29 protein-coding genes are annotated in these 25,486 nt (G+C 33.1%); 19 read left to right on the top strand and 10 right to left on the bottom strand.

The window, feature by feature from the left end:
* Positions 1–93: 93 nt before the first annotated feature.
* On the bottom strand, positions 94–690 hold the full coding sequence (locus LB076_RS09540) for a 3'-5' exonuclease (protein WP_066330800.1): 597 nt from the start codon (positions 688–690) through the stop codon (positions 94–96).
* A 2-nt stretch (positions 691–692) separates the two neighbouring features.
* On the bottom strand, positions 693–2,609 hold the full coding sequence (locus LB076_RS09535) for a DUF294 nucleotidyltransferase-like domain-containing protein (protein ID WP_066330797.1): 1,917 nt from the start codon (positions 2,607–2,609) through the stop codon (positions 693–695).
* 402 nt (positions 2,610–3,011) lie between these two features.
* Here LB076_RS09535 and LB076_RS09530 point away from each other — a divergent pair, with 402 nt between their 5' ends.
* The 12 genes from LB076_RS09530 (at position 3,012) to LB076_RS09485 (ending at position 9,986) form a co-directional block, all read left to right on the top strand.
* Positions 3,012–4,175: a protein rep gene (locus LB076_RS09530; RefSeq protein ID WP_157776679.1), complete on the top strand. Its 1,164-nt coding sequence runs from the start codon at positions 3,012–3,014 to the stop codon at positions 4,173–4,175.
* Positions 4,172–4,459 (top strand): hypothetical protein, encoded by a 288-nt coding sequence (locus LB076_RS09525; RefSeq protein ID WP_066330792.1) that lies wholly within the window; start codon positions 4,172–4,174, stop codon positions 4,457–4,459. The genes LB076_RS09530 and LB076_RS09525 overlap by 4 nt, the downstream gene beginning before the upstream one ends.
* A 266-nt stretch (positions 4,460–4,725) precedes the next feature.
* Positions 4,726–4,890 (top strand): hypothetical protein, encoded by a 165-nt coding sequence (locus tag LB076_RS13870; RefSeq protein WP_157776678.1) that lies wholly within the window; start codon positions 4,726–4,728, stop codon positions 4,888–4,890.
* A 101-nt stretch (positions 4,891–4,991) separates the two neighbouring features.
* A complete protein-coding gene (locus tag LB076_RS09520) occupies positions 4,992–5,714 on the top strand; it encodes a hypothetical protein (RefSeq protein ID WP_066330788.1) in 723 nt (240 codons plus the stop codon).
* Between the two features lies 1 nt (position 5,715).
* Positions 5,716–6,189 (top strand): hypothetical protein, encoded by a 474-nt coding sequence (locus tag LB076_RS09515; RefSeq protein ID WP_066330781.1) that lies wholly within the window; start codon positions 5,716–5,718, stop codon positions 6,187–6,189.
* A gap of 165 nt (positions 6,190–6,354) precedes the next feature.
* Complete coding sequence (locus tag LB076_RS09510; protein ID WP_066330774.1) at positions 6,355–6,813, top strand: hypothetical protein; 459 nt, start codon at positions 6,355–6,357, stop codon at positions 6,811–6,813.
* A 1-nt stretch (position 6,814) separates the two neighbouring features.
* Positions 6,815–6,976: a hypothetical protein gene (locus LB076_RS13865; RefSeq protein WP_157776677.1), complete on the top strand. Its 162-nt coding sequence runs from the start codon at positions 6,815–6,817 to the stop codon at positions 6,974–6,976.
* Complete coding sequence (locus LB076_RS09505; protein WP_066330769.1) at positions 6,969–7,523, top strand: hypothetical protein; 555 nt, start codon at positions 6,969–6,971, stop codon at positions 7,521–7,523. Before LB076_RS13865 ends, LB076_RS09505 begins: the two co-directional genes overlap by 8 nt.
* A 147-nt stretch (positions 7,524–7,670) precedes the next feature.
* On the top strand, positions 7,671–8,231 hold the full coding sequence (locus LB076_RS09500) for a hypothetical protein (RefSeq protein ID WP_066330767.1): 561 nt from the start codon (positions 7,671–7,673) through the stop codon (positions 8,229–8,231).
* A gap of 17 nt (positions 8,232–8,248) precedes the next feature.
* Complete coding sequence (locus tag LB076_RS09495) at positions 8,249–8,839, top strand: hypothetical protein (RefSeq protein ID WP_066330765.1); 591 nt, start codon at positions 8,249–8,251, stop codon at positions 8,837–8,839.
* Between the two features lie 246 nt (positions 8,840–9,085).
* Positions 9,086–9,343 carry a hypothetical protein gene (locus tag LB076_RS09490; protein ID WP_066330762.1) on the top strand — a complete coding sequence of 86 codons (258 nt, stop codon included), beginning with the start codon at positions 9,086–9,088 and terminating at the stop codon, positions 9,341–9,343.
* A gap of 196 nt (positions 9,344–9,539) precedes the next feature.
* Positions 9,540–9,986 (top strand): hypothetical protein, encoded by a 447-nt coding sequence (locus LB076_RS09485; RefSeq protein ID WP_066330759.1) that lies wholly within the window; start codon positions 9,540–9,542, stop codon positions 9,984–9,986.
* A 3-nt stretch (positions 9,987–9,989) separates the two neighbouring features.
* On the opposite strand, the gene LB076_RS09480 is transcribed toward LB076_RS09485, so the two are convergent.
* On the bottom strand, positions 9,990–10,211 hold the full coding sequence (locus LB076_RS09480) for a hypothetical protein (protein WP_066330757.1): 222 nt from the start codon (positions 10,209–10,211) through the stop codon (positions 9,990–9,992).
* A 203-nt stretch (positions 10,212–10,414) separates the two neighbouring features.
* Between LB076_RS09480 and LB076_RS09475 the strand changes: the two genes are divergently transcribed.
* From LB076_RS09475 to LB076_RS09460, 4 genes are all read left to right on the top strand, one after another.
* On the top strand, positions 10,415–11,365 hold the full coding sequence (locus tag LB076_RS09475; RefSeq protein ID WP_066330754.1) for an isopenicillin N synthase family dioxygenase: 951 nt from the start codon (positions 10,415–10,417) through the stop codon (positions 11,363–11,365).
* Between the two features lie 68 nt (positions 11,366–11,433).
* Complete coding sequence (locus tag LB076_RS09470; RefSeq protein ID WP_066330751.1) at positions 11,434–11,763, top strand: translation initiation factor; 330 nt, start codon at positions 11,434–11,436, stop codon at positions 11,761–11,763.
* 136 nt (positions 11,764–11,899) lie between these two features.
* Entirely contained in the window at positions 11,900–12,751 is an 852-nt protein-coding gene (locus tag LB076_RS09465; protein ID WP_066330749.1) for a substrate-binding domain-containing protein, read from the top strand.
* 22 nt (positions 12,752–12,773) lie between these two features.
* Positions 12,774–13,706: a transglutaminase-like domain-containing protein gene (locus tag LB076_RS09460; protein ID WP_066330748.1), complete on the top strand. Its 933-nt coding sequence runs from the start codon at positions 12,774–12,776 to the stop codon at positions 13,704–13,706.
* A gap of 308 nt (positions 13,707–14,014) precedes the next feature.
* On the opposite strand, the gene LB076_RS09455 is transcribed toward LB076_RS09460, so the two are convergent.
* On the bottom strand, positions 14,015–14,599 hold the full coding sequence (locus LB076_RS09455) for an RNA polymerase sigma factor (protein WP_066330747.1): 585 nt from the start codon (positions 14,597–14,599) through the stop codon (positions 14,015–14,017).
* 398 nt (positions 14,600–14,997) lie between these two features.
* Between LB076_RS09455 and uvrA the strand changes: the two genes are divergently transcribed.
* On the top strand, positions 14,998–17,781 hold the full coding sequence (uvrA, locus tag LB076_RS09450; protein WP_066330746.1) for an excinuclease ABC subunit UvrA: 2,784 nt from the start codon (positions 14,998–15,000) through the stop codon (positions 17,779–17,781).
* 77 nt (positions 17,782–17,858) lie between these two features.
* On the opposite strand, the gene LB076_RS09445 is transcribed toward uvrA, so the two are convergent.
* On the bottom strand, positions 17,859–18,155 hold the full coding sequence (locus tag LB076_RS09445; protein ID WP_066330743.1) for a hypothetical protein: 297 nt from the start codon (positions 18,153–18,155) through the stop codon (positions 17,859–17,861).
* A gap of 383 nt (positions 18,156–18,538) precedes the next feature.
* Entirely contained in the window at positions 18,539–19,177 is a 639-nt protein-coding gene (locus LB076_RS09440; RefSeq protein WP_141672794.1) for a DUF1574 family protein, read from the bottom strand.
* Positions 19,178–19,193: 16 nt separating this feature from the next.
* Between LB076_RS09440 and LB076_RS09435 the strand changes: the two genes are divergently transcribed.
* Together LB076_RS09435 and LB076_RS09430 are read left to right on the top strand one after the other, a co-directional pair.
* On the top strand, positions 19,194–19,505 hold the full coding sequence (locus tag LB076_RS09435; RefSeq protein ID WP_066337192.1) for a transposase: 312 nt from the start codon (positions 19,194–19,196) through the stop codon (positions 19,503–19,505).
* 50 nt (positions 19,506–19,555) lie between these two features.
* A complete protein-coding gene (locus LB076_RS09430; protein ID WP_099092434.1) occupies positions 19,556–20,401 on the top strand; it encodes an IS3 family transposase in 846 nt (281 codons plus the stop codon).
* Positions 20,402–20,443: 42 nt separating this feature from the next.
* On the opposite strand, the gene LB076_RS09425 is transcribed toward LB076_RS09430, so the two are convergent.
* From LB076_RS09425 to LB076_RS09410, 4 genes are all read right to left on the bottom strand, one after another.
* Complete coding sequence (locus LB076_RS09425; RefSeq protein ID WP_066330972.1) at positions 20,444–20,836, bottom strand: hypothetical protein; 393 nt, start codon at positions 20,834–20,836, stop codon at positions 20,444–20,446.
* Positions 20,837–20,838: 2 nt separating this feature from the next.
* Positions 20,839–22,275 carry an MBOAT family O-acyltransferase gene (locus LB076_RS09420; RefSeq protein WP_066330974.1) on the bottom strand — a complete coding sequence of 479 codons (1,437 nt, stop codon included), beginning with the start codon at positions 22,273–22,275 and terminating at the stop codon, positions 20,839–20,841.
* Between the two features lie 413 nt (positions 22,276–22,688).
* Positions 22,689–24,149 (bottom strand): oligosaccharide flippase family protein, encoded by a 1,461-nt coding sequence (locus LB076_RS09415; RefSeq protein ID WP_066330976.1) that lies wholly within the window; start codon positions 24,147–24,149, stop codon positions 22,689–22,691.
* A gap of 36 nt (positions 24,150–24,185) precedes the next feature.
* Positions 24,186–25,472 (bottom strand): glycosyltransferase family 4 protein, encoded by a 1,287-nt coding sequence (locus tag LB076_RS09410; RefSeq protein ID WP_066330979.1) that lies wholly within the window; start codon positions 25,470–25,472, stop codon positions 24,186–24,188.
* Positions 25,473–25,486 lie beyond the last annotated feature (14 nt).

Genomic DNA, 25,486 nt, shown 5'->3' with positions numbered 1-25,486 from the left:
TTAAACTCAAAAAACTGCTTCTCTCTCCAGAAGCAGTTTTTTTATCCTATTCAATATATAATTGATTGCTACTAAATTGCAATGGATTTAATTTTAAGCAATCTTTAATCTAGATTTAAGTTTTAAAAACAATAATGCAATAGTATAGGCATCGTCTGCCGCAGAAATTCGGTCTCTGACAGGTATTTTAAAAGCATCCACTAATTCTTTTAAAGTAAACGATTTGTCGGTCACTTCTTGTAGTTTTTGGTACATGATTTCAATATCTAATGCTTCGTTTTTTAAACGGCCACACCCCAATTTTTCTAAAGCGGCATTAATCATTTCTACTTCAAAATCTACATGATACCCCACAATAATTGCATTGCCTAAATAGTCTATTAGTTTTTGGATGGCCTCAGACTCTCCTAATTTTTCCATTTTACTTTCGATGGTAAACTCATTGGTAAGCTTGTTTTCATGAAAATATTTGTATTGCAATACTATTTTTTCAAAATTATCCTCAATAAAAATACTATTATCCACCACTGCAAAGGCAGCTATACTAATAATAACGTCTTTTGTGATATTTAAACCCGTAGTTTCAGTAGATAAAACTACATATCTCTTAGATTTTTTTTCAAATTTAGATAGGTAGGTTTTCCAGAACTCTGGGTATTCTTTATTGATGTTTTTAATCCAGTCTAGCATAATTAAGAAAATTGTGTTAATTGAAACGTATCTTTTATTAAGTGCTCTAAATCTCGCATTGGTGCCAAGGCATTTTTTAGCTTTTCTTTATCTATTTTTGACAACTCTTCAAGATTAATATACTGCCCAGAAGTATCATTTTTTACGCCTTCTAGGGTTCGTAACTTGGATAAAAACAAAAAAGCTTCGGCACATTCTAAATAAACCTCTGCGTGCTTTGGATCTTTAATGGCTAATTGTTTAAAACGCATATAGGTGTTATTGATTCCGCGTATACCATGGCTAATAGCAAACAAACGTGCACCATCAATTAGCGGCATTAGGGCTCGAGTTTTGATATCAAATTTATCTTTGTTGGGGCCTTCTTCTTCAACATGAAAATTTTTAAAGAAAGTTAAAGGCGTATTTTTTCTTAAAGCATCGTTACCCAAAAAATCATAAAATAAAGTATTTTTATCTCCATTTTTGAATATGGTATCATTGAGTGCATCTTCCATTTTTTGTTCTCCAAAAACAATTTCATAATCAAAAAAGATACTACTTAAATCCTTGCTATTTTCTCCTGGAGTATGGATCCAATTGGTATATTGTTTTATCCAATCCGATAGCGATTTACACCACAAAATAGTACTTGCCATGTGGCCATTAGGGCACAATGGGTAGCCCACTGTTTCTAAAATAGACGTGGTTTTTTGTGCTAAATTTAAAAAATAATCTTTGGTTTCTCTATATTTTTCAGGAACAACATCCTCAAAAACTAAAATACTGTCTTGGTCTGTGAATAATAGTTGTTCTTTTCTGCCTTGACTACCAATGCTAAACCAAGCAAAACGAGTAGGAGCGGAGCCGATATCTAAAATAGAAAGTTCAATGGCTCGTTTTAAGAGTGCAAAATTTATTTCGCTAGCAATATTGGTTAGGTGTGTCAGGGGTATGTTTTTTTGAATCGAGGTTAGTATCAAATCTGCCATACGCAATCTAATTTGTTTTAACTCTAAAGCCGTCTGTGAACGTTTAATTTCTTTGATTAAAACCCCTGGATTATTTGCTTGAGCAACCACCAAATCATGCTCAGAGATAACTCCCTTTACAACCGATTGGTCTGAGCCATCTTTAGTAACACATAAATGAGTAACGCCATTTTTTAGCATCAAAAGTTGGGCTTCGGCAAGGGATATGTTTTCTAGAACAGTAAGCACCGGAGCAACCATGATTTTATCTACCATTGCAGATATAGCAACCCTTCCGGTGGCTATTTTGGACGAAAAATCTTTATCCGTTACAATCCCTACCGGAAGGTTATTTTTGCAAATAATTGCGCTAGTATTTTTAGATTCGGCCATTAATTGAGCAACATCCTGTACCAAACTAAAAGGCGAGACAATAATAGGTTGGTTATTGTAAGATAGGGTTTGAAAGTATTGCATCTCTGAGGTTTGTCCGGTATAATAAACCGTATCCGAGATTTGGTTGTTGTGCATGCTTTCTTTATCTTTAGAATTGTGGGTGTTTACCGCAAAATTTTCGAGCATAAAATTTAAAACCTCCGTATTATTTGCCACAAATGGTCTAAAAACTGCTATCGGAATGGCATAAACAATACTTTCTTCGCGCGCTTTGGCGGTCATGGTATAGTTATTTTTGGCAAAAAAAGGGCGCAGTCCAAATAATGCTCCTTCATGGCATTTATTCAAAATGGTTTCTTCGGCATCTACAATCACAGACAAATTAACCAAACCAGAGGCTACCACATAAAAACAATCGTGCAAGGTTTCTTCCACTTGAAAAAGAGTGGTATTGACCTCTAAATTAAGTACGCGGATAGTAGAGGCTATGTTGCTTAATTCTTCATATGTTAAATATTTAAAGGGAGCATACACTTTCAAAAAATCTGCAATTTGATTGGCAATAGTATTCATAGCGATTCTGGTTTTAGTTTCGCAAAATTAATAAATTATAAACGGAAATAGTACACAATCTGTCCTAGAGACATAATTTATCGATTAAGTGTTTTTTGAGATACTTTAAAGGCCATACTGTAGCAATTGTACCAAAAAGGGGAACTAAAAATAGTAATTTAATAAATTATAAACGGAAATAGTACACAATCTGTCCTAGAGACATAATTTATCGATTAAGTGTTTTTTGAGATACTTTAAAGGCCATACTGTAGCAATTGTACCAAAAAGGGGAACTAAAAATAGTAATTTAAGGGATTTGAATTGTTTTCTATTTTACATAATATAAATTATAGTTCGGAAGAAATAGCAAATATCTTTGATAATCAATACTTTAACACCAAAAGACGTAAAAAGTCCGATTTGCTTGATAATGATACGGTTTTGGTACGCCAAGAATTAAAGCAATCTTCCGAAAAAGTGGAAATGTATAAAACCCTCCTGCACTCAATGCGGAATGTTGCCAAAAAGAATTACACGGTAAAAGAAACAAAGGAACACCGACGTCCACGCATTCAATACTGCGGTTACAAACCCCACGGAAACGATAACAACCCTATTAAATTATGCAGCAGCGAAAAAGGAAACTTGTTTTTTTCGGGGCTTGCGAATTGTGGCGGTTACTGGAGATGTCCCGTTTGTGCATTGAAAATAGCAAACAATAAACAAGAATTATTAAGCGCTTTAATCACTTCTCATCAAAAAGAGGGCAAAACAATTGGCTTTTTAACGCTTACGGTTAGGCATTCTGCAAAAGACCCTTTAATTAAGACGTTAGACAAGCTTTTAAGCAATTTTAAAGCATTCCAAAACACTCGCTGGTATCAAGACAATAAAAAAGAAATAGAGCTCTTTGGCATGGTTAAAACGCTTGAAATTACCTACAGTTTTTTAAATGGATGGCATCCGCATTTACACGTACTTTTTTTTTACGATAATTCAAAAGGTGCTTCCTCAATTGAATTTCAAAAACGTTTTATTTCCCGCTGGTCAAAATTTCGGGATAATAACGGTTTGGTTTCGGCTCAAAATCAAAAAATTTTAACAACCGATATATCCGACTATCTCGCAAAATACGATATAACGCATGAAATGACTAAAGGAAATATAAAAGGGTCTAAAGGATTGACCCCTTTTACCTGTCTAGCCAAAATAGCATTAGGAGACTATGAAGATTACCAACAAAAAAGGCTTTTATACTGGGTATACGCAACTTACGTCGAATACACACAAGGCAGGCACTATGTTAATATATCCAGAAGCTTACTAAAAAAATATGCGGAACAAATAGAAGAGTTTAACAAAACCGACCAAGAAATAGTAGATGAAACCAATATTGATGAAATTTTATTAAAAATTTCCCTCCCTGTATGGCGCAAAATAGCATTAAATGACTTGCAACCTCTCGTTTTGAACAAATACAAAGAAAACGGTTTAAATTCGGTATACAACCTACTAACCTACTTTAACGATTTTAAAGATTTACAAATAGAAATTGACAAACATAATATACCCCTTTTGATATGAAAAATAACATCTGCAAAAACTGCGTAAAATTTAACCCACAAGGTTACATTTCCAATGTAAGAACCGAACATTTGGGGTTCTGCTCTCGTTTTACTCAATTAGTTGAATTTGATGAAACCAACTGTCACGGCTTCGAACCTCACGAAAAAAAACAAGATTACCACGTCAACCAACTAAAAGCTAATAAATTAGTGTTGATTTTACCCGAATTAGATTTGTATAAAAAACACAAACAAGACCCAAAACAAGAACAACCAAAACAAGAACAATTAACTTTATTTTAACAATATGATATATACGTGTAAGAAATGCGAAAATTGGATACCTTTAACTTCCAGTGAAAATAAAACAATTGAAGGTGTTTGTGGTATAATACCACAACGATGGAAGTATAAAACAAGAAAAGACTGCACTTTTTACGAGCCAAAAAAAGAGCGTTTTTTAAATCCAAATTTTTTTATTGAAGAAACAAAGCCTAAAAGATAATATAAACTTAATTTAATAAAAAAAAGCGGGAGTTTCAGCCCTCCCGCTCTTAAAAAAGCTTCCAATGAACGAAAAAAAGGAAACCCAAAAACTAACGGCTAAAGATGTAGCCGAATTATTAGCAGTATCACTAGCAACCGCCGAAAAATATTTTAAGGATATAAAACAACAGTATGAAATAAATATAGTCCTTTTTTTTCATTTTAAAAAGTACTTTAAAATAGAGTAAAAACCATGCCAAAAACCCCAAAAACCGTAATTTTCAAAAATTACGGTTTTTTTTATGCCAATTTTTGCCAAACAAATAATGTAAAACTATAAAAAAAAAACATGGAAATTTTCAAAAAAACAGGTGTAAAAGAAAGCGGTATTATTCCAGTAACAAAAGGCGTTTCAACTTTAATTTTAGCACTTGAAAAAGAATACAAAGATTTAACTACCGAAACTATCAGGGTGGAAATTGAAAGAGCAAACGGTACTAATTTTGAAATCACGAAAGGCTTAATGTCTCTAAAGGATTTTTTACTAGCTACAACATACGGAGAGGACGCCCTCGTTTCCGATTTACCCCGAGGTTTTGGATTAGTAGCCACTTGCGAAATAGCTTTAAATGGTGCTATCCATCTATTTGAAAAAGACGTAATTAAGGTGGAATTAAAAGGTTTAGACGAAACAAAAAAATATCAAATTAATGGTATTGAAGAGCCTTTAACCACTACTCAAATTTTTTCATTCGAACATAAAAGCATGGGGTCGGAAGATACCAACAAAGATTTTAACGTGGAGGGGTACGACATCTTGGTGCTAGATAAAGACGATAGCATTGAAGAGATAAACTATTCATTTGACAACGGCAAAATTGTTAAGTACTCGTTATTCGAGCTAGAGGTATTAAGTAAGTCAATCGACCCAGTGGCTTACGTGAAATCTAACAATAGCATACAATCAAGTTTTCCCGACAAAATACAATTACCACTAATCGCTGTAGTAAATGTAAACATCAGAAAAACACAAGGTAAAACAATTAATTTAATACTTAGAAACCACATCTAATATGGGATTTTTTAAAAAAATAGGTAAATCAATCAAAAAAAACGTTTCGTTTAAAAATTTTGCAAAAATAGCTACCCCCGCATTAGGTGTGATACCTGGATTTGGCGGGGTTCTTCAGTCAACCGCCCAAAACTTGCAAGACCAAGCCCAAGCAAAAAGAGACCAGCGGGCGTATGATGCCGAAATTTTACGACAACAAAATAACCATGATATTAATCAAGTTACAAAAGTAGTCACTTCTTCCGCTGTAGAAATGTTAGGCGGTGCGGTAATTGATGGCGCAATTGATGGAATGAACCAAGGTACTAAAAAAGCACTTTCAAAAGGCGGTTCTAGCTTAATTGACATGAGTATAAAAGAATGGTTTAGCCAACATTGGAAACAACTAGCAATAGCTATTTTAACCCTTGGAATTGCCATTTATTTCATCAGAAAAAACGCAAAGAAACAACCAGTAAAACGTAGTTACCGCTAATGAGTACATTGTTAACATCAGGGACAACGGTAGGACTAATTGAGGGTATCGAATTTGTGCCCTCCCCTACTCAGACAATAGATATAATCAAGTTGGCTGTTCAGATAATAGTAGGAATAGTAGGAATAGTAAAAATGTTAAAAAAACCAAAAAACCCATAAAAAAATGGATATATACAACAAGGAAGGCAAAAAAATTGGATATACGGACAAAGAAGGCAAAAGCGTTATGTTTTCTTCCTCTTCTTCCAGTACTTCATCAAAGAAAAATTACACCTCAAAAAGTGATGCGGAATTACAGACAGTGCGACCGAAAAGTACCCAAAATTTCGAACCCTTTGAAACAATATTTGCATGGAAGACTACCAAGCGTTTTGGCTTGATTTCCGTTAATGCAAGGCGAATGTTGAACCAAACCAACCTAAATGGCGAAAGTGTAAAGGATGGCTTCGAAAAGTGGGTAATAAAGTACAAAGATAACAAAGATACAAAAACACTCTTTGGAATGTACGATGTACGAAAAGGGGCTCTCTATTTTGACTTAGGAAACACAAAATGTATTGTAAATCACAAAAAGAAATACTTTTCATTTCTAACGCCAGAATATATAAAGAAAAAACGATAAAATGAAAAAAATAAATATCATCTCAGGAGTCGGAAAGTTCCTACAAATTGCAGTCAAATATGGTGCCTATTTTATACTACTTATGGAAATTTTGGAGTTCGCGAAAGAAAGATTTGAAACACTCCAAGAAAAACAAACCCCTAAAATAGAAACCAATGAATAGTTTTTTAGGCAAAAAAGACCTTAGTCGAGGTATCAGAAACAACAACCCGGGTAATTTAATTTTTACCAATATTGCTTGGCAAGGTAAAATACCGGCACAAAACAATACCGATTTTCAACGCAAATTTGAACAATTTACCACCATACAATACGGTATACGTGCAATGCTTCGGGATGTGATAACCGATATAAAAAAAGGTAAAAACACCATTCGTAAATTAATTACTGAATATGCCCCGCCAAACGAAAACAACACGGATTTATACGTTCAAACAATAGCAAAAAAACTCGTTTTAAATCCTGATTCGCAACTAAAAAAAATTGATGCCGTTTTTTTATTTAATATAGCACGTGCCATCATTGAGCACGAAAACGGCAAACAAAATGCAAAGTTAGTAACGGATAGCCATATAAAGGAGGCAATAGCGATGTTAGGCACTGTATCGGATGATGTTTTAATTGTCGATACTAAAACAAGCAACAAAGACCTTTTAAAACGCTTGCTTTTTACCTCTATACTAGCTATTTCCTTGTTTTTTTTTACCTAAACCAAACCCAAAAACCAAATTATAAAAAATTTTAAATCAAAATCAAAATGTTAAAAATCAAAGAATTTTACCAAGAACACCAAAAAACTGTTTTAATCGTCGTTGGCGTACTACTTACCTATTTTATTTACACCAAAATAAAAAATAATGGCACAAAACGCTAAAATTAATATATCCAACAAAATAACCCCATTTTTAAAGAAATATGGGGTTATTATCGTTTTGTTTTTTTTGCTCTTCCCTTACCTGTATAAGTACATTTTAAAATTCAAAAATAAAATTGAACAAGCAACCGACGAAGCAAAAAAAGACAGAAACACAGCAGAAAATGCCACTGGAAACCCTGCAATTATTAAACAAAAAGTAGAGCAAGTCAAAAAAAAGTATCCAAATTTAAACCAAAAAACAATCAATCAAATAAACACCAATGCTTTAAAAATAGCCACCGCATTTGGTACAAACGTTGACGATAACCATCAAATAGGAAATTTTGAGTTTTTTAATGTCAAGGCTTGGACAGAAGACGAGGAGACAGCAATTAGGCTTTTAAAACAACACCTTGGAACTTTCCCTATTTTGGAAGATTTCTATTACACAACCGCCACACGTTCAAGAAACCTAAAAGCCGATGTTTTGAAATACTTATCGAAAGAACAATCCCAAGAACTTTCTAATTTTTACAAAAAACGCAATTATTTCTGGCTTTAATTTAAAAAAAAAACACCATGTACATATTATACTATCTAAACGAAAATCTACAATTAGGCACAATTGAACGCCCTACCCTAGATATACCAATTGTAGTGCCTGAAAGGCTTATATTTTGCGCTCTACGTAAAGGTATTAATTTTATAAAAGAGCCCCACGAATGCCTCCAATTAACCCATATCGAACGCTTAATATTTAATTCCGAGTTTACCGATATTTCCATGTTAAAAACGGCATATTTCCGAAGAGAAAACACCCTATTAACTGCAACTTGCCAAATAGAACCTTTCCCAAATTTAATTTTGTCCTCCCCCTATCTTCCTGCTTCTGCTGTTAATGTCGATTTTAGTTTTAGACCAAAAACAGATTTTAATTTGTTTTTTTCAAATGATGGGGGTGTAACCTACACAAAAACAAGGTATTATTTTGAATTAAGTTCTAGAACTCAGCCGCCAAAAGCTCCTCCAGTTGGTTCAATGTACCTACTTTATTTTACCGAAAATCAAACCAAATTTTCTCTTCCGTTAGGTCAATTAACGAATATGACAAGGGTAAAAATTGAAGATATGGCAGGTAATTTAATTTCAAATATTTTCGAACCAATATAAACAATTAAAAAAAATATGTATATTTGTCAAAACTTCGTAATAAGATTATAGCTCTGGAAGGCTCTTATTAGAAAAAAAATCAAAATACATGACAACAACAAATAACTATATAGATAGCGTGTTCATTCAATTGAACATGCTATTTTTTTTGCCCTCTTTTCGCTCCCTGTTGATAATTTTTTTTATCTCTTACCCCTTTTTTCGCTCCCTGTTGATAATTTTTTTTATCTCTTACCCCTTTTTTTTATGAACTATGAAGGTTTAAAAGGCAAAAATGATTATTCCGTAACAGTTTTTTTTGATGGTAAAAAGCGCTTGTTTACCGAATACGTGCATAATATATATTCTTATACGCAATGGTTGAAAAAACAATCAATAGAATGGAATTATATCTTAGTATACATTAGAAGAACAAGGGGGGTTTTATGTTATTATAAAAATGGAGATTTTTTACATAAATTTCCCGATTACGAAATAAAAGGAAGAGTAAAACAAGGTTGGTAATTAAAATTTAAACAAAAAAAAAGAGCCTCAAACGGTACTGGAATACCTCGGCTCTTATTGAAAAAAAATCTATGACAAATATAATAAAAAATTCTTTACATACTATAAATTATAGTTCAAAAATATATTATAATTATTTTTTATCGTATTTCGATTATGTTAGTATATTTGCTTCGTTTTAGAATTTAAAAAAATTATGAAAAAATACACTTTACTGTTTTTTGTATTAATAACAATCCCCGTTTTCTCTCAAGATTCAGATTTAACTATGTATTTTGAAAATAAAGAAACTGTATCATTTGAACAATATGATTTGATCAAAGATATCAATAGATTTTATCCAGATATTTTAGTTTCAAAACGTATTAAAAATAACTATAAAACAACATTCAAAGAAAAAGAAATTTTAACATCCGATTTTATATATGATCTACCAAAAGATTGTGAATATTATTTTGTGTCTATCGATAACAACAGTCATTCTTTAAATTATTCTTATATGCTTTCAGATAAAACCTCCATTTCCGGAAGTGTCAAAAAATTTAATGGAAAATTTATACGGACGGTTTATAAAAGCAAAAATAATATACGAATAATTCAGTTCTATATTGATGGAAAACTAATCCATGAATACAGTAATTAAAAATCATTTTTCTTTTCTAGCCCTCAAAATATCTTCAAAAGTAACACATTGTGTTAATTCTGATTTTCCGTCTATTGTAATGGGCAAATAAATACTCTCAATAGCAGAGAGATCTTCATTGAGATACCAAACAATATCTTTCAATTTATAAAACCATTCTTTATCAAATTGAATTTTAGTTATTGTAGCATCCTTACGTAATAAATTTTCCTTTAATGGCTTCATTCAAAATAAATTTTAGTCCCAATAATTTTTGACAAAATTACGCTCTAAAAAATTAAATCAAGCATTTTTTAAAGGCTATATACCAATTAGTATCCTGAAATTTTTTAATTGCTCCATTTTTAAAATAACCTTCTTAAAATATTCAATACCTTTGTATAGACAACGTTTTTAAAGGCCTTGTGTCTCCTATAAAATTTTAAACTATGCAACATATTCCTAGTGTGGACTTGCGGGATTTTCTGTCCGAAGATCCAAAACGTAAACAAAAATTTGTTACCGAAATCAAAAACGCCTTCGAAAACATCGGCTTTGTAGCCCTAAAAGGACATTTTTTAGAAGAATCGTTACAAAAAGCACTATACGAACAAATTAGAGCTTTTTTTGCCCTACCAATAGCCACCAAAAAAACCTATGAAATAGCTGGCATTGCCGGACAACGCGGCTATGTTTCTTTTGGAAAAGAGCATGCCAAAGGCAAAAAAGAAGCCGATTTAAAAGAGTTTTGGCACTTTGGACAATACCTACCAACTAACTCCAAATACGCCTCAGAATATCCTGAAAATGTAACCGTTAAAGAACTACCAAATTTTAATTCCGTAGGCCAAAAAACCTACCAAATGCTAGAAAAAACAGGCGTTTATGTCCTAAGAGCACTCGCCTTAGGTTTAGAACTAGACGAATTTTATTTTGACCAATACCTAACACAAGGCAACTCCATCTTGCGTCCCATACACTACCCGCCCATCACCTCCGAACCAGCCAACGCCATCCGTGCCGCAGCCCATGCAGACATCAACCTAATAACCCTATTGATGGGAGCACAAGGAAAAGGCCTACAAGTTCAAAACCATAACAACCAATGGATAGACGCCATTGCCCAACCAGAAGAATTGGTTATCAATGTAGGAGACATGCTCTCACGCCTAACCAATAATAAATTAAAATCAACCCTGCACCAAGTAGTCAACCCAGCCAAAGAATTATGGGCAACATCCAGATACTCCGTACCCTTTTTTATGCATCCCGTGAGTGATATGCCATTAGACTCTTTGGCCAATTGCATCGATGCCAAACATCCCAAAGAATTCGAAAACACAACCGCAGGCGCCTATTTGCAAGAACGACTCATAGAATTAGGTTTATTAAAAAAATAACCCAATTGCGCTACAGCAAACCCTAAAAACAAAATTGCACCAATAATTACCACCAAATACCCCAAAACATGGATTTACAAGACCAATTAAAAAACCTATTTCCAGACCACCAACCCCTACCCGACCAAGCCCCAGCGGCAACCCCACACCAATTATACCTACAAAAAGAACCCATGATTTGCAAATTCGAAAAACGAAAAGGCAAAGCAACCACCATAATTGAGGGATACCAAGGAACCAACGAAGACTTTAAAATACTAGCCAAAGAAATCAAAACAAAACTCAGCGTCGGAGGCAGCTTCAAAGAAGAAGCAATAATCATCCAAGGAGACTACCGAGACAAAATCATGGAACTACTACAACACAAAGGATTTCGAGTAAAACGCGTTGGAGGCTAAATTTAAAATTTTTAGGAGCTATTTCCTGCTATCCGTTACAATCTTTTTGTAGGCCAAAAAAGCCTCCAAAAAGGATTTTCACTACTATCAGGGCTACAAAAAAACAGAACAACACCCCTACACAAAACCCAAAAACATGACCACAATAAACATCGTTGGCGTACCAGAACACTTTAATTTACCCTGGCAACTAGCCTTAGACAACCACGAATTTGAAACCCAAAACATCCAATTACACTGGACCGATGTTCCAGAAGGCACCGGCAAAATGTGTCAAATGCTACGATCCGGCCAAACCGACATAGCCGTACTGCTAACCGAAGGAATTATAAAAGACATTACCGCCGGAAACCCCAGCAAAATTGTGCAAATATACGTAGAGAGCCCACTAATTTGGGGTATTCATGTAGCAGCCACCTCCAGCTATACCACCATTGCAGCATTACAAAACAAAAAAGCAGCCATATCCAGACTAGGATCCGGATCCCAATTAATGACCTATGTAAATGCCCAAAACCAAAACTGGAAAACAGATCAAATACCATTTGAAATAGTCCACACCATCGATGGCGCAGTAAACGCCCTAACTACAGGCACCGCAGACTATTTCATGTGGGAGCAATTTATGACCAAACCCTTAGTCGATAGCGGTATTTTTAGAAAAATAGACACTTGCCCTACCCCTTGGCCCTGTTTTGTGATTGCCGTTCGAGAAGAAATTTTAGAAAAAAACCCAGAAGCCATCCAAACCATCCTGCGCATCATCAACGCCAAAACAAAAACCTTTAAACAAATACCCAATATTGATACCCAATTAGCTACAAAATACCATCTAAAAAAGCAGGATATACAACAATGGCTCTCCTTAACCCAATGGTCCGCAAATCCATTATCTAAAAAAGTGTTAAACAATGTTCAAAATCAATTATTAGAACTAAAAATCATTGATAAAATAGGTACTTTTGAAGAAATTGTAAAAGCACTATAGTTTTTTGCATTTTTTAACACACATGGCAAAGATCACAACTATTTCTTTTCAGGATATAAAACAAAAGCTACAGGTCCAAAAACCCTGGGACGATGTAATTATATTTATTCTGAATATCTTAATAGCTATTCCATTATTTATAATTGCACATCAAAACCTAATAGAACTAAATTGGGCATTTAATTTAGATCGTATCCTTTTATTTTTGCTAATCATTATAAGCATACAACTAGTATTGCGCCTTTTGAGAACCATAATTATTATATGCATTGCGCTATATATGTTGGTTTTATTCTACGGAACCGTTTTTGGTAATTATGGATTCAATAGCGTTTACGAAGATTATGATTCTATGATCTACACCATGTCAGACAATCCCTATCCACAAGATATAATCATTTCCAAATTATTGCCCTTTCCAAACAAATCCAAAATACTTAAAGCCATTGAGTACAAAAATCCTAAAGTGCGCAATTTTGCCATAATGGCCACTTCTAAAAACTTTAAAGACATCAAAGGTTATTCTGACTACAGAACCATAATACAATGTTTTGCCGTTTTTAAAGAAATTAACAGCCGCTGGAATTATGTCAATGATCCCAAAGACACCGATTATATTGCAACAGCCAGCGAATCTTTAGGTTACTTTTCGGGAGATTGTGATGACCACTCCATATTGATGGCTGCAAGCGTAAGAGCAATTGGAGGCACACCTAGACTAATACACACCAAAGGACATATTTATCCTGAAATACTCATAGGGAGTTTGAGTGATCTCGAAACGGTCAATTTTTTGATCAAAAATGTATTGTTTCCAAAAGAAAGTTACCACAAACAACTGCATTACCACATCGACGAGCGGGACCAAATTTGGCTCAACCTAGACTACACCGCTAGATACCCTGGAGGTCCTTTTTTGTCCGAAGAAATTTTGGGAGCATTGACTTTAAATTAAAAATAATGGCTACATAGAGTAAATCAATACGTGCTAAATCTAAACCATAAAAAAACCCGTGACTTATGCAGTATACGTTACGGGTTTTTATCTTAAAGCACCAAAACCATGCTTTAATTAATCATAATATCAAAAACTTTGTGCTCTGTCTTAATAGCATAACAGGCTTTAGAGTAATTTAAAATAAATGAAACAATTTCTTTTTTAGGCTTAAACACCTTAGCTACCGAGGAATTTCTAATGTAATTTTTGGACATGTTATACAGGATTTAAGATACCATGATAACGCAGTCCTTGGGTATATATTGTTAGTTATTTAAAACAATTTGGTGCTTATCAATTACTTTTCGTAAATTTAATAAGGCATACCGCATTCTTCCCAAAGAGGTATTAATACTCACTCCTGTTACCTCAGATATTTCCTTAAAACTCATGTCCTGATACATGCGCATTACAATTACTTCTTTTTGATCTGCTGGCAATTGTTCCAATAGCTTTCTAACGTCTTCTTCAACTTGTTCGGTTATTATTTTATTTTCAATAGTAGGGCTATCATCCGATAGTATCGAAAAAATAGAAAACGACTCGGTCTCTCTATACAAAGGCATTTTTTTATTGCGTCTAAAATGATCTATAATTAAATTATGTGCTATACGCATTACCCAAGGAAGAAATTTGCCCTCTTCATTATACGAATTAGACTTTAAGGTTTTTATGACTTTTATAAATGTGTCTTGAAAAATATCATTAGATAGGTCTCTATCTAAAACTTTAGAATAGATAAAACCGAAAATACGGGATTCATGCCTTTGGATTAATATTGCTAAAGAATTTTCGTTTCCTGCAACATAATTACGTACCAATAACGCATCTGGAAGTTCTAAATTAGCCATAGTTATACTTTTTAGTTTTTGAATTAATTTGGGTATTTCTAAAAAAGTAATTTTTCTATATAGGCAAAGTATAATTTATTGTTAATATTTATTCAAATTTACTAATTTTATTTTAAAACAAACCATAAGTATTAAAAAAAATTAACAATTATTTTACATTAAACCTTTTTTTTAGTGTTACCAACCAATTATAGTACTATAAAACACCATTATTTACAACAAAATATCTATTTATAAACATATAAATAAGCTGCCTAAAATACACCATAGCACTGGTTTCTAAATACCACAAAGGCACTAACTATAATTTGATGGTCCTAAAAAGAACTCTATTTAAGGATTGTTCAACGGCTTCTCTGTATTTAAAATTGCTTACTTTTGTATAAACAAAAAAACTTATGCAAGTTGCGCTTTCTGAATTAGATCCAAAGAAAAACATCCTAATAAAAGGGGCCCAAGTACACAATCTAAAAAGTGTAGATGTGGCCATACCTAGAAACAAATTAGTGGTCATTACGGGGCTTTCGGGTTCCGGAAAATCTAGTTTAGCCTTTGACACACTGTATGCTGAGGGCCAACGTCGTTATGTTGAGAGTCTTTCCTCTTATGCCAGACAATTTTTGGGCAGACTAGACAAACCAAAGGTAGAATACATCAAAGGCATAGCTCCTGCAATTGCTATTGAGCAAAAAGTCAATACCACCAATGCCCGTTCTACCGTAGGAACCTCTACAGAGATATACGATTATATCAAATTATTGTATGCGCGTATAGGCAGGACCTTCTCTCCTATTTCTGGCCAAGAGGTAAAAAAAGATACGGTGACCGATGTGGTGACTGAGGTAAAAAAAATGCCCCTGGATAGCAAATGGCTTTTGTTAGCACCAATTGTACTGGAAAAAGGCAGAAAACTAGAAGACAAACTTAAGGTCTTGTTGCAACAAGGTTTTGCCAGAATTTTGGTAGACAATCAAATGGTTCGTTTGGATGATTTGCCAGCTGGTTGGAACCAAAAAGAACTCTTTTTGATTGTTGACCGAATTGTAGTCAAAGAGGAAGATGCTTTTTATAATCGGCTTGCAGATGCGGTACAAACGGCTTTCTATGAAGGAAAAGGCAGTTGTTATCTACAAGACCTACAAACCAATACCAGACAGGCATATTCTAATAATTTTGAGCTAGATGGTATCTCTTTTTTGGAACCAAATGTTCATTTATTTAGTTTTAATAATCCATACGGAGCATGTCCGGTTTGTGAGGGCTACGGAAACATTATAGGTATAGACTCCGAATTAGTTATCCCAAATACCAGTCTTTCGGTGTTTGAAAATGCTATTTATCCATGGCGCGGAGAAAGCATGAGTTGGTTTAGAGACCAATTAGTAAACAATGCTTATAAATTTGATTTTCCGATCCACAAACCTTATTTTGAGCTATCTCCAGAACACAAAGAGCTGCTCTGGACAGGAAACAGTTATTTTCAGGGTTTGCATGCTTTTTTTAAAGAAATAGAAGAAAAAAATTACAAAATACAAAACAGAGTTTTACTCTCTCGTTACCGAGGAAAAACAAAGTGCCACAGTTGTAAAGGAAAACGTTTGCGAGTGGAGGCTTCTTATGTAAAAATTAATTCTAAAACAGTCTCTGAATTAGTAGATTTACCTATCCAACATCTGGCAACTTTTTTTAAAAACATTAGCCTCGATACCTACGAAAAACAAATTGCAAAGCGTTTATTGATTGAAATCAACAACCGTCTTTCTTTTTTGACAGATGTAGGCTTAGATTACCTAACCTTAAACCGAAACTCTGCTACGCTATCCGGAGGAGAATCCCAACGTATCAATTTAGCCACCTCTTTGGGAAGCAGCTTAGTGGGTTCTATGTATATTTTGGATGAGCCAAGTATTGGTTTGCATCCCAAAGATACCCAAAGATTAATAAAAGTACTGCTGGATTTAAGAGATTTAGGCAATACCGTTATTGTGGTAGAACACGATGAGGATATCATGAAAGCTGCCGATAGAATTATTGATATTGGTCCAGAAGCAGGTACTTTTGGCGGCGAATTAGTAGCAGAAGGAACTTATGTTGAAATCCTCGAATCTAACTCTCTTACGGCAGAATATTTGAATGGCAATTTAGAAATATCCGTACCCAAAAAAAGACGCAAATACACCAATTATATTGAAATAAAAGGCGCAAGAGAAAACAATTTGCAAAACATTGATGTTCTGTTTCCGCTAGATGTACTAACGGTTATAACCGGAGTTTCAGGAAGCGGTAAAAGCACACTAGTCAAAAAAATATTGTTTCCGGCTATGCAAAAAAAGCTTGAAAATGCTGGAGAAAAAGCCGGTCAATTTAGGGAACTAAGTGGTTCTTTCTCTCACATTAAACACATTGAATATGTAGATCAAAACCCTATTGGAAGAAGTTCTCGATCTAACCCAGTAACCTACATAAAAGCCTATGACGATATCCGCGAATTATTTGCCAAACAAAAAATATCCAAATTGCGAGGCTATCTGCCTAAGCATTTTTCTTTTAATGTAGATGCAGGCCGTTGCGAAACCTGCAAGGGCGAAGGTACTATTAATGTAGAAATGGTTTTTATGGCCGATGTACAACTACCTTGCGAAACCTGTCACGGAAAACGTTTTAAAAAAGAAATACTCGAAGTTGCATTTGAAGGTAAAAACATTCACGACATACTCTGCCTTACCATTGATGAAGCACTGTTGTTTTTTGACACAAACAAACAAACCAAAATCACCCAAAAACTAAAACCCCTACAGGAAGTGGGCTTGGGTTATGTACAATTAGGCCAATCTTCGTCTACATTGTCTGGAGGAGAAGCACAACGAATAAAATTAGCTTCGTTTTTGGTCAAAGGAGCCACCAAAGAGAAAGCACTATTTGTTTTTGACGAGCCTACAACAGGCTTGCATTTTCATGATATTAAAAAATTACTAGCCTCCTTTAATGCTTTGATTGAAAAAGGCCATTCTATATTGGTTATTGAACACAATTTAGACCTTATTAAATGCGCAGATTGGATTATTGATCTCGGCCCTGAAGGTGGAGAAAATGGAGGTAAATTATTGGCCTATGGCACTCCAGAGACCATTGTTGCCAATAAAGAATCCGTTACTGGCCCGTATTTAAAAGATAAATTATAACTTGTTATAATTTACTTCAAAAAAAAACAGCCTACGTATCAATAGTAGGCTGTTTTTTTATCTAAATAAAAATAAAATTAATTATAACATTTGTCTTCAAATACGTTGCCATCTTCATCCAGACCCACAAGTATTCTTATTTCTTTGGAGGAGATAAAACTGGTATAAATCCAAACAATAGAACCAATACCTAAAGTTATACAGGACACTAAAAAATAGATATTATGGTTTATTTTTTTCTTTTTCTTTGACATAACCGCAAAAGGCAGTTTGTCATTACGCTCTTCTATTACAAATCCTTTACTAATTTTTTCTTGTACGATTTCAGAAAATTTATTAGAATTTTCGTCCTTAACAGCTATTGGTTTATTCATAACAACCTTCTGATTTAATTGCAATAATAATATGTTTAATAACAATATTGATGCCACAAAATTAAGTTCTTTAAGTCCATCCTACAATACCCACTTTTAGTGATATTTGGGTTTTGACTTTTTAAACTTTATTGTTATATGGCGCAACAAACCATTTATAACAAACTTATTAGCAATAATTAATACGTTTAACAAATGTGGAAAACCGTAAAAAACATACATTTATTTTTTTTATTTTCGCATAGATGCCAATAAAAAAAGTTGTAGTTAAATTAAAAAACTAATATTATTAAATGATTTTAGACTTTGGTATTTCTGCAACATTAAGCCAAGAACAATATTTTTAAAGTTTTACTAAGAAGCGGATCTCGAAGCACAAAACTTCATTTTAGCACAGAACCCGCTTTTTTAACAAACGACTGTTGTACGTTCGTGCTTTCTATATTGTTAATTATACTGTCTATTTTTAAAGTTAATTTTTTAGCACCAATTTCGTTTAAATGGTCTGCGTCATAATAATCATCTGCAATAAATGTTTTGTCTGTCAAAAAATTATAATAAGTTGTGTTTTTATTTTTTGCAGATAATTGTTTAATAATATTTAGAGAATTGTCAAGTTGAATTGGATTTAGATTTTCACGGTATGTTGAATATGCAGGACAAGTAATAAAAATAATTTTTATATTATGATTTTTAGAAAATTCAATTATCGAATTAACAGTCTTAATATTTTTAGAAAAAATAAATTGGTTATTATCTAGTTCTATAGTATGTCTTTTAGCAGCAGTTTTACCAGTTTCGATTAAGTCTTTACTATCTTTTGAGTTATATGCAGTCCCAAAACCCAATTCAGTACAAGTAACATCTGTTCTTTGTTTAAATAAATATGCTTTAGCTCTTGAGATATTATTGGGTAATTTCCCGCTAAATATTTCAAAGTTATTCCAATAACTTTCATTTGTAGAGATACCATAATAATATTTTAGCCCCTTAATAGTTCGGAGTGATATTTTAAATTTCAAATAGTACATTTGAGATATGAAATACAAGAAATGGAGTTTAGAAGAAAAGCTAGAAATCCTATCCTTTTCAGAAGAATTAGGAGCCGTTGAAACCTGCCGTAAATACAGCCTTAGCACTGGCACTTTGTATAGCTGGAAGAAGAAACACGAGAAGCAGGGAGAAGCAGGTTTAAAAGTAACTTATGACACTAGTAGTAAAGAGCTAAAGCAAGCTGAGGAAGAAAACAGAATTCTACGCAAATTATTAGCTAACAAGGAAATCGAATTAGAAATCGGGCGTGAACTTTTAAAAAAAAAGTTTGGGACATCCGATCCAAGAAAGATTTAGTAGATAGTTTTTATAGTAAACATAAGATTAGTAAAACTAAAATTATTGCTATGGTAGGCATGGTTCAAAGTAGTTATTATAGAAGACCAAGCTCAGGTAAGAAAGGTATTAAACCTAGTGAATTTACCTTTAATAAACATCAAGGATATGTAAGTCAAGATACTGTTGTTGAATCTGTTAAAGATGTTTTAAGTAATGAGTTTATTGACTGCGGTTACCGTTTAATGACTTCCTATTTACAACGAGAGGGGTACTTAATTAATCCTAAAAAGTTGTATCGAATTATGAGAGAAGAGGGTTTGTTGAAACTAGAAAACCGAATAAACAGGAGTGGTTCTGGTCGTAAATTTGTAAAATATAGAAAAGTTAAAACCACTAAACCTTTTGAATGTTTAGAAATGGATATTAAGATGGTTTGGATCCCAAAGGTAGGTAAAAACGCTTATTTACTATCTATAATAGACGTTCATACTCGCAGAATATTAAAGGATTTTTTCTCTTTTTCTATAAAACAAAACAAAGTAATCGCTTTGCTTTCTGATTTATTTTTAGAATACCAATACCCTGAAAATGTTGTGATAAGAAGTGATAATGGAAGTCAATTTATTGCCAAAAGAGTTCGGGAATACCTTGGACTCATTGGAGTTCAGCAAGAATTTACCCATGTAGCAACACCAGAAGAAAATGCACATATTGAAGCCTATCATGGAATACTAAAAAAAGAAGTGTTCCAAAGAGTTGATTATAGAACTTTTGGAGAAATTGAACTAATACTAAAAAGATATGTGATTTTCTATAATAATACTAGGCTACATGGACTTTTAGGACGCATTACCCCAATAGAGAAATGGAACCAGGATAAGCATCTAATTTTGATGAAAAAATTAACCGCATAAATAATAATCGAAATTTACAATAATACTCTTGTTTTATAGGGGTCAAAACAAATAAATACTATAATTTTTAACACGCCATTTTTCAATAGCATCTTCAAGTGTTGTATACATTGAAAAGTAATCTATTGGAACAATAATATACTTCAAGTTTTTCCATCGGTTTTTATACTTTTTAATAATTTCTAAATCAAAATTCAAGGATTGAGAACTATGTGCTACATTAAAAGATTTCTTCGTGATATATTCTGGATTAATTCCAAAATAAATATGAGAGCTACCTAAAAATAATACTTCAATACCGTCAGATTTGGCATCTAAATATTTTTTTTTATATGAATAATCATTAGGAATATTTCTTAAAAGTAATTCAAATGAAGTCATTACAACTAAAATTGGGATTAAAAATAATGCAAATAGTTTTATGAATTTTGACATAACTAAAATTGAAAATAGATAAATTGTTGTTCAGAACCTGCAAAATAAAATATTGCAAATACTAGTATGTAATAAAAACCCCATCTAATAAAAGTAGGCAGTTGTAAGCAAGTTTTTTCGAGGGCATATTGTTCTTCTCTTCCAATCCACTCGATGATTATAAATAGTATAAGCAAAATGAATAAACGATTCGGTATTATAATAGGAGTTGAAAATATTGATTTTGAAAATATTTGAGAAATATATTGTATTGCGTGACCTAGATTTTCTGCTCTAAAAAAAATCCAAGCAAATACAGTTAAGCTAAATGTAATTAAAATTGAAAATAAGTCTTTTAGATTAGGTATGTATTTTCCTTTCGCAACGATTTCAAGGTTATTTCTATTTGTATTAAATATTATTGAAGGCATTATGTACAAAGCATTTAGAAAACCCCAAATAATAAATGTCCAATTTGCTCCATGCCAAAAACCACTTACAAGAAAAATAATAAAGGTATTCCTAATCTTCATCCACATTCCTCCTTTACTGCCGCCTAATGGAATGTAGAGATAGTCTTTAAACCAAGAAGAAAGTGAAATGTGCCATCGTCTCCAAAATTCGGCAATGTCTCTTGAAAAATATGGGAAAGCAAAGTTTCTTAATAGATCTATACCCAAAAGACGAGCTGTCCCTAAAGCAATATCAGAATATCCTGAAAAATCACCATAAATTTGAAAAGTAAAAAATATAGCACCTAAAAGAAGCGTACTTCCTGAATAATCTGCTGAATTATTAAAAATTTGATTTGCATATTCAGCACATTGGTCAGCAATTACAACTTTTTTAAATAATCCCCATAAAATTTGTCTTAAGCCATCAACCGCTTTGGCATAATCAAAAGTTCTCTTTTTTTGAATTTGAGGCAAAAGATGAGTCGCACGTTCTATTGGACCAGCAACTAATAATGGAAAAAAACTAACGAAGACAGAATAATCAATGAAATTCTTTTCTGCCTTAATTCGGTCTTTGTAAATGTCGATTACATAAGACAATCCATGAAATGTATAAAATGAAATACCTACTGGTAAAATAACTTTTAATGTCCATGGATTAACATTTAATCCTACATTACCCAAAGCACTTGCAAAGGATTCAGCGAAAAAATTATAATATTTAAAAATACCAAGAAAGCCAAGATTTACAGATATACTTAACCAAAACCAAAACTTTTTAGAATTGTTATTTTTAGCGTCCGACATTTTTATTCCGGTATAATAATCTAGTAGTATTGAAAAGATTAAAAGAAATAAAAATCTCCAATCCCAGCAGGCATAAAAGAAATAGCTTGAAACAAGTAATAAAACATTTTGAAGTTTTAAATTTCCTTTTGTTGCAAACCAATAGAGTAAGAAGACAATAGGTAAGAAGATTGCAAAATTTAATGAGTTAAAAAACATATTATCTGTCTATTTTTATAGTGTTTGTTATTTGTCGGACTTTTAGCAAAACGCATAACTTCCCGCACCTTAACCAGTTTGCAAGTTTTGGAGACGAGTATTTTCTGTGTGACGAATATACAATTAAAAACGGTAATTCCACAAAACTTGCAAATTGATTAAGACGTTTGCTACGCCCTGTAGCAATAGCCAATAAACACTTCCAGCTTGTTGTTTTTTCTTTAAAAAATGGAATTTCAATTTTTTATCTTTCAATAAAGAGAAAGGACAAAAAATAGCGAATGAGGAAAGTATTTTGATTCCAAATAAAGTAGCGTTTAAATGGGAAGAAGTACTGAAAGAATACGGAATAAATGACTATTGGGATTAATATTGTAAAACCTTTAAAAAAAATAGCCCCTCTAAAAACCACTTTATTTTAATTTGTTAAGCAAACCATCTAATACGCCGTTAATTTCTTTAGAAACCTTTAATTTATAATTCAAATACACATAAGCTACGGTTATTAAAACCGATTTTAAACCAATGGCTATAATAGGATGCATAGGAAACTCCCAAAAATAGAATACCAAAAACAATACCATGGTTACGCTCAAGGATACTAAGGTTTGTTTTGTAAATGGATATAAGTGCATTTTTTTTACTACAAACATTAATTTAGCCAAGCTATACAAGGTTATAGATAGCAAGGTGGCAAATGCAGAGCCTATTATTCCGTAGGTTGGTATAAAAATAATATTCAAAACTATGGTGATAACCACCAAAAACAATCCTAAAAACAACACCATTCTGTAGTACTTCGAATTAAAAATTATAGCATTATTGTTTCCTAGAATTAAATCAAAATATTTAGACAAACCAATCATAAATACCACTACAATCCCACCACTATATTCTTTGGGCACCAATTGATACAATTGGTTAATGTTTACAAAAATACAAAGCATTACAAAACCTCCAACAACCTGGAGATTGATTGACGTTTTTTGGTACAAGGCATTGAGCTCTACATATTTATTTTCGTGCATTAATTTGGCCGTAATAGGATATACAATTTGATGCATGGACCTACTAGGTACCGAAATTACTAAGGCAATGTACGTTGCCACAGAATAGTAGGCAATGTTTTCAATAACCATATATTGGTTGAGCATTAACTTGTCTCCATCTAAGAGTAGATTGGCTACACTACCAGATAAAATAATATAAAAAGTGTACTCTAGAATTGCCTTAACATTCTGAGGTAGAAGGAACTGAAATTTAGGTGCTTTAATCTTAAAGGCATATAACATGGTAACTAGTAAAGCCAAAAAATAAATCCCGGAGGTAACATACACAAAATCCACAACGGTTATCCATTTAAAATATACTCCAATAAGAGCAAATAAAGAAAACAAACGCAAACCAACCTCTTTAATAAAATTTCCAAATACGGAGTGCATGTGTACCCGTGCCCAGGCATAAAATATTTCAAAATAAGCCATACACAAACCCGTAAAAGGGATTAGCCAAATAAAGGTCTGGACTACAGGGTTTTTTTTGGACACAAAAAACACCAAATCCTCAAAGAAATAAAGTCCCAACAATACCAACGGAATGCACAACAGTAACGGAAACAACACTGTAAATGACAAAAATTGCTCTCGCTCCTGTTCTGTATTATATTGCGAATAAAATTTGACTAATGTATTTTGCATACCAATAGCAAACAAGGGCATTATAACATTGGCCGCAGACAATATATAATTGGTTACAGCATAGTAAGTTGCTCCAAGAAAAATGGGATACAAATAAAGCGTATTGATAGCACCAACACCAAAACCGATATAGGTAATTATGGTGTTTTTTAAAGATTGATTTAATACTATTCCCATTAGAGGTTGTGGTGAGATGCAAGCAGTCTCTTTATATTATTTATTTAGTAATTCTACCAATTGTTTGGTTATATTTTTTCTGGAATATTGCTGTAAGCCAACCGCATTTGATTGTAATTTTCCGGACAGAAATTGGGTATAATAATCCAAAATTACATTTTTTAACTTCTGTTTTTCAGAATATTCCAAAAACACACCCGTATTGGTGTTGGTAATGATTTCGGCAAAATCAGAACCCTTGGGACCTAAAGCAAGTATAGGACGGTTAGAAACCATATACTCAAATAATTTGCCTGGGATAATGCTTTTGGTATCTGGAGAGTCAATTTCGATGAGCAACAAAACTTGGGATTTTTTTTGATGCGCAATTGCTTCTGAGTGAGACACATATCCTAAATTATTTACATAGGTATTTAAATCAAAACGCGCTATTGTAGCCAAAACCTCTTGGCTAATAGCGCCAATTAATTTTATTTCCAAATGGTTTTTAAAATTCGGTATTTCGGTAAGTAATTCTTGTATGGATTCCCACAAAATCATAGGATTTCTCTCCGAGAGAAACGAACCAATATGCGCTAAAGAAAACGCAGTATCCAAAGCTTCATTTTGAACCAGCTCCACATCATATCCATTGGTTAGCACCGCAATGGGTTTGGTTGTAATTGCCTGAAATTCTAGCTTGGTGGTTTTGCTGGTAACCAAAATGGTATCCGCAGCATGGAGAACTTTTTTCTCTAATTTTTTATGTTTAGCAGCCGCAAAACCAGACAAACGCAAGGATTTATGGTAACCAATGGTGGTCCAGGGATCTCTGAAATCTGCAATCCAATTTAAGGCTAATTTTTTCTTTAATTCTAGGCCAATAAGATGCAAACTATGTGGTGGTCCTGAGGTGATAATAGTCTCAATATTATGTGTAGCTATATATTTTTCAAGATAAGCAACCGAGGGTTTAACCCAAAAAACACGAGCATCAGGAATAAATAAATTTCCTCTGATCCATAAAAAAACAGCATCCAAAAAAGATTGTTTTTTTGGGTTAGGAATAATTCCAGAACTTATTTTTTGTGTTTTGTTTTTAGAAAAATAAGAAGCAAGTTGGTAGGGTTCAAAAATTGGCTGTCTAATAATGGTTGTTGTATCTAAAACCTGGTTTTGTAACTCTGTATCCAAAATAGGATAGGTTGGATTATCCGGAATGTAGACTACAGGCGTAACTCCAAACTCGGGCAAATATTTAACAAATTTTAGCCAGCGTTGTACTCCTGGACCACCCGCTGGAGGCCAATAATAGGTGATAATTAGTATTTTTTTGTTCTTCAAAATAATGTTTATTG

The organism is Flavobacterium crassostreae (assembly GCF_001831475.1).
Taxonomy (GTDB): domain Bacteria; phylum Bacteroidota; class Bacteroidia; order Flavobacteriales; family Flavobacteriaceae; genus Flavobacterium; species Flavobacterium crassostreae.
Note: the sequence above shows the minus strand (reverse complement) of the source record. Positions and strands in the feature narration are given on the sequence as shown.